At 26.6% G+C, this 14,732-nt stretch carries 14 protein-coding genes and 1 tRNA gene; 3 read left to right on the top strand and 12 right to left on the bottom strand.

Annotated elements, in window-relative coordinates:
* The 4 genes from KI686_RS11090 to KI686_RS11075 are packed head-to-tail and all read right to left on the bottom strand — an operon-like array spanning position 1 to position 2,917.
* Complete coding sequence (locus KI686_RS11090; protein WP_237589357.1) at positions 1-1,224, bottom strand: ATP-binding cassette domain-containing protein; 1,224 nt, start codon at positions 1,222-1,224, stop codon at positions 1-3.
* A 17-nt stretch (positions 1,225-1,241) separates the two neighbouring features.
* Positions 1,242-1,667: a DUF2147 domain-containing protein gene (locus KI686_RS11085; protein WP_237589356.1), complete on the bottom strand. Its 426-nt coding sequence runs from the start codon at positions 1,665-1,667 to the stop codon at positions 1,242-1,244.
* Between the two features lie 46 nt (positions 1,668-1,713).
* On the bottom strand, positions 1,714-2,232 hold the full coding sequence (locus KI686_RS11080) for a KdsC family phosphatase (protein ID WP_237589355.1): 519 nt from the start codon (positions 2,230-2,232) through the stop codon (positions 1,714-1,716).
* Positions 2,222-2,917, bottom strand: a complete 696-nt coding sequence (locus KI686_RS11075) for a Rossmann-like and DUF2520 domain-containing protein (protein WP_237589354.1) — start codon at positions 2,915-2,917, stop codon at positions 2,222-2,224. The genes KI686_RS11080 and KI686_RS11075 overlap by 11 nt, the downstream gene beginning before the upstream one ends.
* A gap of 72 nt (positions 2,918-2,989) precedes the next feature.
* On the opposite strand from KI686_RS11075, the gene KI686_RS11070 reads away from it, so the two are divergent.
* From KI686_RS11070 to KI686_RS11060, 3 genes are all read left to right on the top strand, one after another.
* The gene (locus KI686_RS11070) at positions 2,990-4,147 is read left to right on the top strand and encodes a trans-sulfuration enzyme family protein (RefSeq protein ID WP_237589353.1); all 1,158 of its coding nucleotides are present in this window, start codon (positions 2,990-2,992) and stop codon (positions 4,145-4,147) included.
* A gap of 89 nt (positions 4,148-4,236) precedes the next feature.
* Complete coding sequence (bshB1, locus tag KI686_RS11065) at positions 4,237-4,953, top strand: bacillithiol biosynthesis deacetylase BshB1 (protein WP_237589352.1); 717 nt, start codon at positions 4,237-4,239, stop codon at positions 4,951-4,953.
* Positions 4,954-5,006: 53 nt separating this feature from the next.
* Positions 5,007-5,082: transfer RNA gene (locus KI686_RS11060), tRNA-His, on the top strand.
* A gap of 63 nt (positions 5,083-5,145) precedes the next feature.
* Here the strand turns inward: KI686_RS11060 and KI686_RS11055 are convergent.
* The 8 genes from KI686_RS11055 to KI686_RS11020 all read right to left on the bottom strand — a co-directional run bounded on the left by KI686_RS11055 (position 5,146) and on the right by KI686_RS11020 (position 14,729).
* The gene (locus KI686_RS11055; protein ID WP_237589351.1) at positions 5,146-5,886 is read right to left on the bottom strand and encodes a LytR/AlgR family response regulator transcription factor; all 741 of its coding nucleotides are present in this window, start codon (positions 5,884-5,886) and stop codon (positions 5,146-5,148) included.
* 13 nt (positions 5,887-5,899) lie between these two features.
* Positions 5,900-6,745 (bottom strand): metallophosphoesterase, encoded by an 846-nt coding sequence (locus KI686_RS11050; protein WP_237589350.1) that lies wholly within the window; start codon positions 6,743-6,745, stop codon positions 5,900-5,902.
* Positions 6,746-6,750: 5 nt separating this feature from the next.
* On the bottom strand, positions 6,751-8,754 hold the full coding sequence (locus KI686_RS11045) for a sensor histidine kinase (protein WP_237589349.1): 2,004 nt from the start codon (positions 8,752-8,754) through the stop codon (positions 6,751-6,753).
* Between the two features lie 122 nt (positions 8,755-8,876).
* Entirely contained in the window at positions 8,877-9,968 is a 1,092-nt protein-coding gene (locus KI686_RS11040) for a hypothetical protein (protein WP_237589348.1), read from the bottom strand.
* Positions 9,969-10,175: 207 nt separating this feature from the next.
* Positions 10,176-10,529 carry a DUF6686 family protein gene (locus KI686_RS11035; RefSeq protein WP_237589347.1) on the bottom strand — a complete coding sequence of 118 codons (354 nt, stop codon included), beginning with the start codon at positions 10,527-10,529 and terminating at the stop codon, positions 10,176-10,178.
* Positions 10,530-10,540: 11 nt separating this feature from the next.
* Entirely contained in the window at positions 10,541-12,724 is a 2,184-nt protein-coding gene (locus KI686_RS11030; protein ID WP_237589346.1) for a PepSY domain-containing protein, read from the bottom strand.
* Positions 12,725-12,734: 10 nt separating this feature from the next.
* The gene (locus KI686_RS11025; protein WP_237589345.1) at positions 12,735-13,229 is read right to left on the bottom strand and encodes a DUF2271 domain-containing protein; all 495 of its coding nucleotides are present in this window, start codon (positions 13,227-13,229) and stop codon (positions 12,735-12,737) included.
* Positions 13,230-13,235: 6 nt separating this feature from the next.
* The gene (locus KI686_RS11020) at positions 13,236-14,729 is read right to left on the bottom strand and encodes an ankyrin repeat domain-containing protein (protein ID WP_237589344.1); all 1,494 of its coding nucleotides are present in this window, start codon (positions 14,727-14,729) and stop codon (positions 13,236-13,238) included.
* Positions 14,730-14,732: the final 3 nt, after the last annotated feature.

Raw genomic sequence — 14,732 nt, 5'->3', positions numbered from 1 at the left:
TTATTTTTTAATTTTACCCAAAGATCCTTCTTTTGTTGGTGTTAATTCAAAAGTAAAATCGGGTTGTAATTCTTTTATATTTCTATGAGAAACAAAAAGAATTGTAGTGTTACTTTCTTGAGCAATTTTATTTATTAATACAGCTACAATTGCAGTGCCTTCATCATCTAAATTTGTTAAAGGTTCGTCTAAAATTAATAAAGGTGGGTGTTTAATCATTGCTCTTGCAATTAAAACCAAACGTTGTTTTGCAGTAGACAAATCTTGAAAAGAATTGTTTTCTAAACCTAATAAAAACATCCATTCTTTTACTACTTTTTTTTGCAAAGTAGTTGGTGTTTGATATAAACCAATACTATCAAAAAAACCAGATATTAGCATTTGTTCTACCGTTATTTTTCTTTTAAATAACTCTAAAATAGAAGGACTAAAATATCCTATTTTTTCTTTGATTTCCCATACGCTTTCTCCTGAACCTTTTTTATTACCAAATAAGTAAACTTCTTGTCCGTAAGCTTTTACATTGTTACCATAAATCATAGATAAAATGGTTGTTTTACCAGAGCCATTGGGTCCTATTAATTGCCAAAATTCATTTTTATGTATGGTCCAATTTATATTGTTTAAAATACACCTGTCATCATAACTAACTGTTACATTTTGTAATGATATTAATTGATTAGAGATGTTTTTGTAAAAAGTAATTGGTTTAGGAATACTACCTTTAAAAGTAAATTTATGTTCTTTAAAAGTATATTCTTTTAAAGGGATATTATCAATAATTTTATCATCTTTAACCTCTAAGATATGGGTTGCAGTTGGTAAAATTTCTTCTCTTCTACTAAATATTTGTATGATTGTTATGGAAGAAGATAATTTAATTAAAGATTTTTTTAAGTTAGAAACAGAATCAATATCTAAACTTTCAAACGGACTTTCTAAAATTAAAAAATCTGGTTTTTGAGCAATTAAATAATTTAATAAAGCTTTTTTTTGTTCTCCACTAGATAATGTTCTAATGCTACGCTTTTCTTTAACAGTTAAAGTTTGTGTATTGTGTTTTTGCTCTTTATCTATAAATTTTTCTAAAATTACATCAGAAAATAAAAGTCCTTTTTTGGCATTTAAATTAGGTAAATCTATTGTTCCTTTTAAAAACCTTTCAACTAATTTTGCATTAGTAGAAAGGCTATTTTTATTGATTACATAATGGATATTATCCATAGATATAAAGTGTTTATTTATTGAACTCTTTCCCAGTAAGCCGTTTTACCAATTAAAGAAAAACCTAGGTATCCTCTAATTTTTAATTTGTTAGCGCCTTCTAATTTTATGTAACATTTATAAACTTTACCATTTCTAGGATCAAGAATTTTTCCTCCAGACCATTCATCTCCATCTTTTTCTAAACCACTTAAAATGGTTAAACCTAAAATAGGTTTGCCTTTGTCTTTTCCTTCACATAAATCACAAACAGCTGTTTTTCTATCAGCACTTTTAATATCTATAATTTTAGCATAAGCAAGTCCTTCTTTTTTATATACTTCTATAACAGAATCTACTTTACCTGTTTCCTCATTTCTAGAATTCCATTTACCAAAAATAGTTTGTGAGTTTACAGAAACTGCAATTAATAAAAGTAATGTTGTTAAGAATATTTTTTTCATTTTTTATGTTTTTAAAAGTTAATTATTAAAATTAAGAAGCGTTTTTTTAAGCCTCAAAATCATTTCCCCATTTTCCTTGTACGCGTAATATTTGTTCTATAATATCTCTAACACAACCTTCGCCTCCTTTTTTATCAGAAATATATTTAGCCACACTTTGTATTTCTCTAACGGCATCATTAGGGCAACAAGCTAAACCTACTTGTTGCATTACAGGATAATCTGGCAAATCGTCTCCCATATACATAATGCATTGTGGGTCTAAGTTGTATTTTTCTAATAACTCGTTGTATTGTTTTGTTTTATCATGTGCGCCTAAATAAATATCTTTTATCCCTAAATTTGCTAAACGAGTTCTAACACCTTCGTTTTTTCCTCCAGAAATAATAAAGATATTTAAACCGTTATTTAAAGCTGTTTTTAAAGCAAAACCATCTTTAACATTCATATGTCTTACCAATTCTCCGTCTGGCATAATAGTAAGCATTCCGTTAGTGAGAACACCATCAACATCAAAAATTAAAGTATTTATTTTAGGTAATAATTGTTTGTAACTAATTTCCATTTTGGATTGATTTTGTTAATGTTTTATAAATTTTTTGTTGTTTTTTATTCAACAATTCTAAATGGTTTTCTATTGTTTTTTTATCGTTTCTTATTGCCGGACCTGTTTGTGCTTCTTCAGGTGATAATGTTTCAATTTTTAATACCGTTTCTTTAATTAAAGGTTCTAAAATTTTAAAAGGAACATTATGGTCTTTACAAATATCATTACCAATTTTATACATGTGGTTGGAAAAATTATTTACAAAAACAGCAGAAACATGTAGTGCTTTTCTTTGTTCAGAATTTATATGATATACATTTTGACCAATAGATTTTGCTAACTTTTCTAATAATTGTAAGTCTTTTTTATTAGTAGCTTCTAAACAAAAAGGTACTTTTTTAAAATCGACTTTTTTTCCTTTAGAAAACGTTTGCAACATGTAAAATACACCTTTTCTGTTTTTATTGTTTAACTCGGTAATAGCACAAGCACCAGATGTATGTACAACAAAATTATTGTTAATTTTAGAGGATACTTCTGCAATTGCATCATCAGAAACAGCAATAATTGTAATGTCTGCATTTGGTACAATTGTTAGGTTTCTAGAACTTATTTGTGTAACATCAATAGTATCAGCTTTTAAAAAAGCATTATACAAATGTGTTGCAACATTTCCTTTTCCAATGAGTAAAACAGATATCATTTAACGAAGATATTGATTTTTTTATTGGATTGTACAAGGTTTTATTAATTTAGCAAAAGCAAAACTATAATAATGAAAGAATCTAAAAAAATAGGAATAAACACAACTTGTGTTCACGTAGGAGAAGTAAAAGACGAGCAATTCAAAGGAGCTGTTTCCCCTATTTATCCTGCTACTTCTTATGCTTTTGATGGTGTAGATGTAAAACGTTATCCGCGTTATTTTAATACTCCAAATCAAGAAATGTTGCATAAAAAAATTGCTGCTTTAGAAAATACAGAAGATGCGTTAATTTTTGGCTCTGGTATGGCAGCTATTTCAGCGGCATTAATGGCTTTTTTACAAAAAGGAGATCATGTAGTTATACAACAAGTTATTTATGGAGGTACCTATAATTTTATAGTTTCTGAGTTTGATAAATACGGAATAGAATATTCTTTTACAGAATCTGATAAAGTTGAAGACTTTACACCTTTAATTAAAGAAAATACAAAAGTTTTATATATAGAAACTCCGTCTAATCCGTTATTAGGTATTACAGATATAAAAGCAATTTCATCATTAGCTAAAGAACACAAAATTCTTACAATGATTGATAATACTTTTGCGTCTCCGATAAATCAAAATCCTGTAGATTTTGGTATTGATATTATTTTACATTCTGCAACAAAATACATGGGCGGTCATTCAGATATTTCTGCAGGAGCCATTGCTGCATCAAAAGAACATATAGAACATATCTGGAAAACGGCTATTAACTTTGGTGGTAATTTAAGTGATCAAACGGTTTGGCTGTTAGAACGAAGTTTAAAAACATTGAATCTACGTGTAAAGGAGCAAACAAAAAATGCTCAAAAAATGGCAGAATTTTTAGAAGATAATCCAGATATTGATACCGTTTATTATCCTGGATTAAAAAGTCATCCTCAGTATAAATTGGCTAAAAAACAAATGAAAGGTTTTGGAGCGATGATGTCTTTTGAATTGTCTGAAGGAATTGATGCAATGAAGTTTCAAAACAATTTACAGTTGATAAAACCTTCTATGAGTTTGGCTGGTTTAGAAAGCACAACAGTAAGCCCTGTACAAACAACACACGCACTTTTAAGTGAAGAAGAACGTTTGGCAAGAGGTATTAAAGATGGTTTAATTCGTTTTTCTGTTGGTATAGAAGAACCTGAAGACTTAATTGAAGATATTTTACAAGCTATAAAGAAAGCAAAGAGTTAAAAAAGCTTTATAGTTTTTATAAACAAGCTGTGATAGCTAATTAAATGATAAATTTGTTTTTCGAATTTAAAGATAAAAATAGATTAAATATGAAACTTGATATTTTAGCTTTTGGTGCACATCCAGATGATGTAGAATTAGGATGTGGAGCTACAATTGCAAAAGAAATTTCTTTAGGTAAAAAAGTTGGAATTGTAGACTTAACTAGAGGTGAATTAGGTACTAGAGGGGCTGCAGATTTACGTGATAAAGAAGCAGCAAAAGCAGCAGATATCTTAGGTGTTTCTGTAAGAGAAAATTTACGTTTTGCAGATGGTTTTTTTGTAAATGATAGAAAACATCAATTAGAAGTTATAAAAATGATTAGAAAATACAAACCAGATATTGTTTTATGTAACTCTATAGATGATAGACATATTGATCATCCAAAAGGAAGTAAAGTAGTTTCTGATGCTTGTTTTTTAAGTGGTTTAATAAAAATAGAAACAGAAGTAGAAGGTAAGTTACAAGAAAAATGGAGACCTAAACAAGTATATCATTACATACAATGGAAAAATATTGAGCCAGATTTTGTAGTTGATGTTACCGGTTTTATGGATTTTAAAATGAATGCTGTTTTAGCTTATTCTTCTCAATTTTATAATCCTAAAAGTAATGAGCCAGAAACGCCAATTACAAGTAAAAATTTTAACGAAAGTGTTAATTATAGAGCAAAAGACTTAGGTAGGTTAATAAATGTTGATTTTGCAGAAGGCTTTACCACAGAACGTTACGTGGCTGTAGAAAATTTATCTAAATTAATTTGATTTTTTTCTTGCAAAATAAAATATAGTGTGTATATTTGCACCCGCAATTATATGGTGGTTGTAGCTCAGCTGGTTAGAGTATCGGTTTGTGGTACCGAGTGTCGCGGGTTCGAATCCCGTCTTCCACCCAAAAGTAGAATCCTTCTCGTTTAGAGAAGGATTTTTTTGTGGAATTAATTTAATAAAAAAGGTTTAAATTGTTTTTAGAAAATCGATTACTTCTGCTTTTTTTCTTACAGAAACCGGTATGTTACTATTGTCATTTAAGATTAGATAACCACCATCTGATTTTATAAACTCTTTAATTTGAGATTTGTTTATTAAGTGACTTTGGTGTACTCTTAAAAAATTAAATTCTTTAAGCATATCTGCATAATATTTAAGAGTTTTAGAGACCAATATTTTTGTGTTATTTTTTAGATAAAAAGTAGTGTAATTATTATCAGATTTACAACGGATAATATCTTCTATATTAACAACAATAATTTTATCTTGTGTGTATAAAGAAATCCTTTTTAAGCTATCTTTTGGTTGTGTAACGGCTTGTTTTAAAATATTTAATTGCTCTTTTTGAGGTTCTATTTGTTGCTTTGCTTTGTGTATAGATTTTTCTAAATCTTCATTAGAATATGGTTTTAAAATATAGTCTATAGCAGCAAATTTAAAAGCTCTTATAGCATAAGCATCGCTTGCGGTTACAAATATAATTTTAGAAGTTAAATTAGGGAAGATTTCTAGTAAATCAAAACCTGTACCATCGCCTAACATAATATCTAAAAATAAAATATCTGGTTGTTTGTTTTGTAATTTTTTTGCGGCTTCTATTACACTTTTAGCAGTTGCTATAATTTTAATTTCTTTATGATATTTAGTAATATCATTTACCAACATTTCTAAAGCTAAAACATTATCTTCTACTACAACGGCTGTCATACAATTTGTTTTTTTATAATTTTTCTTCTAATTCAAAAATGGTAATTTCTGGTCTTACATTAAACCTAACTTGATATAAATTACCCAAAGCTCTGTTAATATAAAGAGTTCTACCATCATATAAATCAAACTCTCCAGCAGAATATCTTTTGTTTTCTACAGGTAAAATTGGTGGATTTAAAAAAGGAGGTTTTACTTGCCCGCCATGTGTATGTCCAGACAAAATCCATCCTTTATAATTGTTCCAAACATTTAAATCGCAAACATCAGGGTTGTGGCATAAAACTATGTTTGCTTTATTAGCATCGTATTTATCCATAATTTTTATTGGATTAAAATTTGCTCCCCAATAATCATCAATTCCCATAATATTTAAACCACTAAAAGTAACCTCTTCGTTTCTAAGAATTTTAATATTTTCTTTTTCTAAAATAGAAGATATTTGGTTAGATACTTCTTCTTCTAACCAATCTAAACCATAATCATGGTTGCCTAAAACACCTGCAGTACCTAATTTGCCAATTACAGCATGTTTAAATACTGTTTTTAGTTGCTCTAGTTGTTCTGGCGTTTCATAAGAAACATAATCACCTGTATAAACCACAAAATCTGGATTGTATAATTGGGCTTCTTTAAATGATTTTATAATGTAATTATAGTCAAACTTATTACCAACATGCACATCGCTAATTTGCATTAATGTTTTACCAATTAAATTTTTAGGAAGGTTTTTAATTGGCATTTTTACTTTTACAAACTCTAACCAAAAAGGTTCTATTTGCCAAGTATAAAGTCCGCCTAAAACAGTTGCACCAATAGAAGTGTACATGGCTTTTTTTATAAACTTTCTTCTTTTCATAATTATTAATAATCTGTTTTTAAGGGAATTTTAAAACTAACTACTGTGCCGCTTATTTTACCATCAATATTAATTTCTTTAATAGAGAATAAGTTGTACTTAGATAAGTTTTGTATACGTTCTTTAGTTACTTTTAAAGCAACAGATTTATGTTCTGTTTTTTCTTTTTTTGTTTGATGAAAACCAACACCGTTATCTTCTATAGTAAAGTGTAAGAATTTATTTTTTACTTCGAAAAAAAGCTTGATTTCTGCATTTTTTGTGGTTGTTGTAAAAGCATGTTTTATACAGTTTTCTACAAAAGGTTGTAATAGCATTGGCGGAATTAAAATTTCTTCTGAATCTATATTTTTTAAAGAAGTTTTTAAACTATATTTAAAAGGTTTTGAATTCATTTTTTGTTCTAATTCTAAATAATTTTTTAGTGTATCTATTTCGTCTTTTAAACTTATTTCTTCTAAACGAGAGTTGTTTAAAACACCTCTTAAAAGAGAAGAAAATTGAGAAACCGTTTTGTTAAGTTCATTAGAATTACCAGAGTTGCCAAGTGCTTTTATTCCGTTTAAAACATTAAAAATAAAATGCGGATTCATTTGTAATTGTAACGCTTTTTGTTCTAAACTTAATAAGTGATTTTTTAGTTTTAATTGATCAATTTTCTGTTTATTTTTTTTCTTTAATTTTCTAATATATAAATCTACGATTCCTGCTAAAAGCAGACAAAAAACGACACCACATAAAATATAAAACCATATTTTTTGATAAAAAGGAGTATCAATAAAAAAACTAAAATTTTTAGTACTAATCTTCTTCTGGTTTTTAAACCTAGATTGAACAGTAAATTGATATTTACCCGATTTTAAATTGGCAAAATTTATCTGATTTATATTTTGCCAAGGAGAAAAATCGGTATTTAATTTATAACGATATTCTATGTTTTCTGGTTTGTTTATAGATACTGCTTCCCACAAGAAAGAAAGATTATTTTGGTTTGGTTTTAAATGTAAATTTTCTGTATAAATGTCTTGATTAAGTTGTTTTAAAGAAACATAATTAACAGAAATATCAGTAATATTTAAACTTGTATTTTCTATTAATTTATTATTCTTTTTAACGTATAAATCGTTTTCTGTAGCTATAAAAATATTCTTTTCTGCATCTTTAAAAACAACATTTATAGTGTTAGAATTTAAAGAACTATTGTACTTGGTTATCCTTTTTACAAAAGAAGAATTTGCTAAATCAAAAACATCAATACCATCATTTTTAGAAGAAATATATAGTTTGTTATCAATGTTATAAATATTGGTTATTTGCTCTTTTGAATATGTAGATATCAGTTTATTTGTTGTTTTAAATTCTAAAATTTCATTATTGTTTTTTACAGTATAAAGAGCGTTTTCTGTAGTTATAAAAGAAGCATAATTTCCGTTATCAATATGTTTTATTTTCTTTGGATTAAATATATCATCAATTTGCCAAAGTCCGTTATTTGCACCAATAATAAATTGATTGTTAAAAAAAACAATACTGTTTATTGTAGCAAAATCTATTTTATAAGTAATTTCTAAAGGTTGTAAAAAATGCTTGTTAAGATAAAAAACACCTTCATTTGTACCTACAATAATTTTGTTTTTATAATTATAAATTGTCTGAATTTCTTTAGCATCAAAAGCTAATAAACTATCAGCATTTTTTATACATAATTGATTGTCTAAACCTATAAAAATAGAATCGTTTTTACAAAAAAGAGTATTTATTTTAGACGAAAGTTTATCTGTTTTAAAATTAAAGTTTATTATCGTTTTACCGTTGTATTTTAATAAACCTTGGTTGGTAGCAAGCCAAACATTATTAAATTGATCTTGCTTTATTTCTTTAATTTTATAACTTTTAAAATCATTATAAGCTATAATTTTTTGAAAATTATTTTCTTGAGAATACCCAAAAAAAGTTGATAGAAATAATATAAATAAAAGTGTAATCTGTTTTTTTACTCTAAAAAACAAAAGATAATTTTTAATTAAGATTTTTAAACAAATAGACATCTTTACAAACTTACTAATTAAAACGTCATTACACTACTAAATTTTGTGTAATGACGTTGGTTAACAACCTTCCCTTTTTCAATTTATTTAAGAGCATATAAACGCTTATTATTTGTATCAGGCTTTATGTGCTGTAACTCTCCATAAGGTCTAATTAATGGTTTTAAAACACACAAACCAGTTGTTCTTCCTTTAATAACTAGTGTACTATTTTTAGTACTAGCTCTCCATCTAAATTTGTTTAAAGGAATGTTATATTGATTAATTTCTGCCATTAACTCTTCGTGTAATTCAATCCATTCCATTATTTCTTTATCAGATGTAAAAATTGGCATTTCTTCATCTGTATGATGGTAATCAAATTCCCATTTTACAGGTATAGAAAATTGTTCTGTATAAACTTCTCCAATGTACCTTTCTTCATCATTATTTAATGCTTCAAACCAATTAATTTCTTTTTCTTCTGGATATTTTTTAGCAATTTCTTTAGATAAATCTGTTTTTCCTGGTGATTTTGAAGTTGGATAAAAAACATAATATGGTTGAGCTAAATAATGATCAGAAAATTTGCCGCCAAAAATTGTATGATAAGGAGAGGCAATTACGTTTGGTAAAATATCTGCTGTAAAAGCTTCTTTTAAAGTGTTTAAAAGCTCTTGGTTTTCTACCAATCCAGATGCATGAAAAACAATTTTTGTATTGTTATTTACAATGTTTTTAAGAGTTGGCAAATCTCCTTTTGTTATGCTTTCTTTTAAAGATTTACTGGTTATTTTATTACCTCTAATGGTTGTTTCTAAATTCATCCCTTTATAAGGATTACTTTGGTTAACAATATGCACTTCTCCGTACGGAATGTTGTTTGCATTTTGATTCATCCAAGTAATAATTTCTTCTAAAGAGTATTGGCCATCTATAACGTTAAAGCCTTTTTCTTGAAAATAAGTTCTGGCATTAGAATAAAAAGTTTCGTTTCCTTTGTCAAAACCGGCAATAAATACAATCGGATTTCTAGATGCAACTTTACTGTTTTCTTCTTTTTCTATTGCATTATTGTCTGCAATAACAACGTCTTTATTTTCTTTTTTTACGTTATTATTATCACAACTAATAAATGGGCTACTTAATACAATTAAACTTGTAACGAATACTGATTTTTTTAAAAATGTTCTCATAATTTCTACTTTTTTAATGTTAATACACTGTAAAAGTAGAGTAGAAGGAGCGTTAAATATTTTGGTTATTAGAATCCGTATAAGGCAGATTAGAATTCGTTAAAAAATTACTTTTTAAGCTTTTATTTTGCGTTTAAAAAAGTAATTAGCCAATAATATTTTATAAAGTAGTTTTAGGTTAAGTATTATAAAATTTAAACCTTTTTTTTAATTTAAAATTAAAGTATAATCAATATCGGCAGTATTAATTATAGGTTTTAGTTTTACTTTTATAATACCTAAAAGAATTTTTAATTCTTCAATTTCATGATAGTTAAAAATTAGAATTAAATTTTTATGAAAAGTAGCTATAGGTATTTTTCTTTTTTGTGTAGTAGAAGAATTAAATGTTAGCCAATATTCTATATCTATCTTAGTAAGGTATTCTTTAAATTGATGTAATTGCTCTTTATTAAACTGAAAAAAGATGTTATTATAAATAAGATTGTAAATTTTACAATCATTACAAATAGAAAGTTCTCCGTTTTTTACTCTTGATATGATTCTAGAATTTTCACTCATAATTATTTTATTTAGTAGCAATCACTTTTAATTTGGTTGTTTTCTATAAATTTATCTACAGTAGAATTAAGTTGTTCTTTTGTAATTTTATTTAAAGCTTTTAAAACACCTTTATACATGTTTAAAGAACCGCAAATCATAATATGATTTCCGTTTTTTAATGTATTGGCAATTAATTCTGGTTTGCTTAAAATTACATCTTGTATGTAAACTTTATTTTTTTGTGCTTGAGAAAAAGCAGTATAAAAAGACGTAAGAGTTTTGTTTTTTAAAGATAAATCTATTTGTTTTTTATAAATATCTAAAGACTCTTTTGTTCTACCTCCCCAAAATAAGTGAATTTTAGTTTTCGATTTTTTTGTGTTCATCATTCCTAAAAAAGGCGCAAGTCCGGTTCCGTTGGCAATTAAAATAACTTCTTGTGTTTTTTTAGGAAAATGAAAGTTTTTATTTGGTTGTATACTTGCAACTAATTTATCGTTAATATCAATATTGTTTAAAAAATTAGAACAAAAACCAAATTCGTGCCTTTTTACGCTTAATAAAATTGTTTTATTAATTTTAGCAACAGAGTATAAACGATTTCTAGTTTCATCTTTAGGAGTTATAGAAAGTAAGTCTCCAGATTTAAATTTTGTTTTTCTAGAAGGTTTTAATTCAATTAAAAAAGTATCATCTATATTGTTTTTTGTTTTATTTAAAACAGTAAAAATTTGTTCTTTTTCTTTTGGTATTTTAATGTCTTCTTTACTAATATTTAAATCTAAATTATGTAAAGAACTCCATGCTAAAACCCATTGTTCAAATTCTATAAAAGATTGATTATTTACTTTATGTATAGGTAAAACAGCTTTAAATTTTTCTTGCAATAATAAACTTGCATGAACCTGCATACCAAATTTGCAATAATGTTTGTACTCTTTAGAACCAAAAGCAATTACAGAAAAATTAATTGATTGATGTTGATTGGTTGTATTTATTTTTTTGATGAATTTAGTTGCATTTATTGGTGCATCTCCCTCACCATAAGTAGCCGTAAAAACAATAATATTTTTAGCTTTTTTGTAGCTAGTAAAGTTATTTAAATCTGTGATAAAAGCAGTTTTTTTAGCAGCAATTAGAGCTTTGTAAAAAGAGTTAGCAAAACTTAAAGTACTACCAGTTTCCGAGCCAAAAAGAATTATAAATTCTGCTTCATCTTTTGTGAATTTGTTTTTAATTTTCGATTTTTTTTGAGTTCTTTTTAGAGTCATAGCAAAACCAGAAAAAATAAAAAATAAAATGGCAAAACATGCTAAAAGTAAAATTAAAGACCATAAAAAAGAACCTTTACCAGTGTGGAGTAATAAGCTGTAATAAGATCCTAAAGTAAAAAAGCTATCTTTTTTTTCGCTAATAATTTGTCCTGTAATTTGATGAACGGCAATTTCTTTATCAGCAAGTTTTATGTAATAATAATCTTCTTCATCTGTAGAAAAAGGAAATTCTATTTTTTCTACTTCAGATAATTTTGTTGTTTTAAAAATATTAAAATCAGTGTTTTTTGCTTCTGATAAAATTTCTATGTGTTTACTTTTATCTTTAGGCAATAAAGAAAATTTTTCTAGAGATAAATAAACACCTGTTATTGTAATTATTAAAATTGGTATTAGAGCATATTTACCAACAACTATATGATAGTATTGGTTAAAGTTTTCTTTTATAACTTTAGTAAAAAATTTAGAAAATCCGCCTTGTCTTTTAGCGATTAAAATAATACCAGTTATAGCAATTAAAAAGAGTAAAAAAGAAACAAAACCAATAATAAATCTTCCGGTAGATTTTAAAAATAACGATCTATGTAAACTTGTTGCAAACTCAAAAATTGGTTTTTTTTCTAAAATATCACCAATTTTTTCTCCTGTTTTTGGGTTGATATAAAAAGTGGCATTTTCACCATTTTCTAAAAACACATTTGTCGCTACAAAACCATTTTCATCAACATCTAGTGTAATAACTTCATCATAATTTTTTTGTAAAACATCAATAGTTTCTGCAACAGAAACATTATCAATATTTACAATATCATAAGGATTTAGTTTGTTAGAAATTGGCTCAAAAGCTAAAATAATACCAGTTATAGAAGCTAATACAATAAATAAAGTAGAAGATATAGCCAGTGTTAAATGGCTATACCTCCAAATAGAAATCGTCATTATAAAATTTTTATTGTGGCATCATTCTTACATAACGAATAAATCCTTTTCCTTCTATTTTAGATTTAACATTTTCTGATGTAAGTTCAAACTCAACATCATCTTTATGATAATCTTGATCTTCTACAGCAGTTTCAAAACGTATTTTATAACCTTTGTCTAATTTATCGTTATCAATTCTTATTACACTAATAGATCTTTCACCTCCGCTAATTGTTGCTCCTGTAATTGCATCAATATCTGCTCTTTTTTTACCTTGAAAATTCCACCATTCTGTAATATCAAAATACCATTCATCATCATCACCTTGTACATATAAAGTTTCTTCATATTCACCTTTAGGGTTTAATAAAGAAATAACAACATAAGCACCTTCTCCTGTATAATTTCTCATTTGAATCATACATTTATAAGGAGAAGTTTCTGTGTATTTTTTAAAACTAAACAATGCAGTTATTACTAATAAAAAAGCAGGTATTAAGAGTAATATTTTTTTTAATTTCATAATCTTTTATTTTAAAAAGTTAATGTTTTCTTTTTTCAATAATTCGTTTTCAGAAGCTAAATCATAAACAGTTTCATCAAAATCTGTTTTAACATTTTTATCTGCTCCTATGCTTAATAAGTATTTAATGATTTTATTGTCTTTTGCTTTCATTGCAGCAATTTGTAAAGCCGTTAAATCTTCTTTATTTTTAGTGTTTACATCAATTTTATAAGTAGCTAATCTTTTTAATAAAGCTAAATTGTTTTCTTCTGCAGCAATATGCATTAATGTGTTACCAGAGTTTTGGCGTTTGTTTATAACTAATCCGTTTTTTTCTAAAATTTGTAATTTAGCTTCAAAATCATTTGGCTTATTTTCTTGACCACGACCTTGTCTTCTTGAACTAAAGTTTTTAATTAAGTAAAAAGAAAGTGTATTACCATCACTATCTAGAGTATTAATATCTGCACCTTTTTCAATTAAAAAGCTAATTACATCTACAGAGTTTCCTTCAACTGCATTTGTTAAAGCTGTAATACCTTTTTTGTTCTTTAGGTTAATATCTTTAACTTCTTTAGATAAAAAAGTAACAACTTCTAAAGGAGCACTACTTGCTGCAATTGTAAAAGGAGAATTACCTTCTTTGTCTTGTAAATTTACATCTACACCTTTTTCTATAAAGTATTTATAAATTGCAATGTCTTTATTACTTCTAGCAATAAAGTGTAAAGGATTTTTACCTTCTTGATCTACTACATTAGGATTTACTCCAATTTTTTCTAAAAATTGATAAGTATCTAAAGTGTTTTGTTTTCTTCTACCACCTTGGGTTGCTAATAACATTGCATTGTTTCCTTTATCGATTCCTTTAGATACAAGTAATGATAAAAATTCTTTGTTACCACCTTTAGCGGCGTACTCAAAAAATCCGTTACCGTGATCGTCTTTATCGTTTATAGAAACACCTTTAGTTGTTAAATAATCTATTAATGTAAAATCTTTTAAATGAGGTGCAACTAATAAAAGTGCATTTGCTCCATCATGGTTTTTTTCTTTAGTAATATCTGCACCTATTTCAAAACTATATTTGTATAAATCTATATTAGTTACCCCAGAATTTGCTGCAAAAGTCATAAAAGTAAAACCATGTGTACCTACAACATCCGTTTTTATACCTTTATCAACTAAGAATTTCATAATTTCTAAATTGTTAGTGTAAGCTGCCCAGTGTAAATAAGATCTTCCATCATGTGTTGCTCTATTTACATCATTGTTTTTTGTAATTAAATATTTAATTACATCATTATTTGCTTTTGCATTTATAGCGTATACAATTGCATCAAAAGCGTTGCTATTAGATGCTGTTACATCGTTTCCTTCTGCTATTTTTTGATCTACAATTGCAATTGTTGGGTTAGATATCCAAAAATCTCTTTCAAGAAAAATGTTCTTTTTTTGTGCAATAGTACTAGTACTAATAAAAGCAAATATAATTGCTAATTTGTTTAAATATTTCATGGT

Origin of the sequence: Polaribacter sargassicola (assembly GCF_021991835.1) — a bacterium.
In the GTDB taxonomy this organism is placed as follows: Bacteria; Bacteroidota; Bacteroidia; order Flavobacteriales; family Flavobacteriaceae; genus Polaribacter; species Polaribacter sargassicola.
The sequence above is the reverse complement of the archived record's forward strand: the minus strand, read 5'-3'. Positions and strand labels throughout refer to the sequence as shown.

Coding starts and splice junctions, on each gene's coding strand:
- KI686_RS11090 (WP_237589357.1), bottom strand. CDS start 1,224: ATGGATAATATCCATTATGTAATCAATAAAAATAGCCTTTCTACTAAT.
- KI686_RS11085 (WP_237589356.1), bottom strand. CDS start 1,667: ATGAAAAAAATATTCTTAACAACATTACTTTTATTAATTGCAGTTTCT.
- KI686_RS11080 (WP_237589355.1), bottom strand. CDS start 2,232: ATGGAAATTAGTTACAAACAATTATTACCTAAAATAAATACTTTAATT.
- KI686_RS11075 (WP_237589354.1), bottom strand. CDS start 2,917: ATGATATCTGTTTTACTCATTGGAAAAGGAAATGTTGCAACACATTTG.
- KI686_RS11070 (WP_237589353.1), top strand. CDS start 2,990: ATGAAAGAATCTAAAAAAATAGGAATAAACACAACTTGTGTTCACGTA.
- bshB1 (WP_237589352.1), top strand. CDS start 4,237: ATGAAACTTGATATTTTAGCTTTTGGTGCACATCCAGATGATGTAGAA.
- KI686_RS11055 (WP_237589351.1), bottom strand. CDS start 5,886: ATGACAGCCGTTGTAGTAGAAGATAATGTTTTAGCTTTAGAAATGTTG.
- KI686_RS11050 (WP_237589350.1), bottom strand. CDS start 6,745: ATGAAAAGAAGAAAGTTTATAAAAAAAGCCATGTACACTTCTATTGGT.
- KI686_RS11040 (WP_237589348.1), bottom strand. CDS start 9,968: ATGAGAACATTTTTAAAAAAATCAGTATTCGTTACAAGTTTAATTGTA.
- KI686_RS11035 (WP_237589347.1), bottom strand. CDS start 10,529: ATGAGTGAAAATTCTAGAATCATATCAAGAGTAAAAAACGGAGAACTT.
- KI686_RS11030 (WP_237589346.1), bottom strand. CDS start 12,724: ATGACGATTTCTATTTGGAGGTATAGCCATTTAACACTGGCTATATCT.
- KI686_RS11025 (WP_237589345.1), bottom strand. CDS start 13,229: ATGAAATTAAAAAAAATATTACTCTTAATACCTGCTTTTTTATTAGTA.
- KI686_RS11020 (WP_237589344.1), bottom strand. CDS start 14,729: ATGAAATATTTAAACAAATTAGCAATTATATTTGCTTTTATTAGTACT.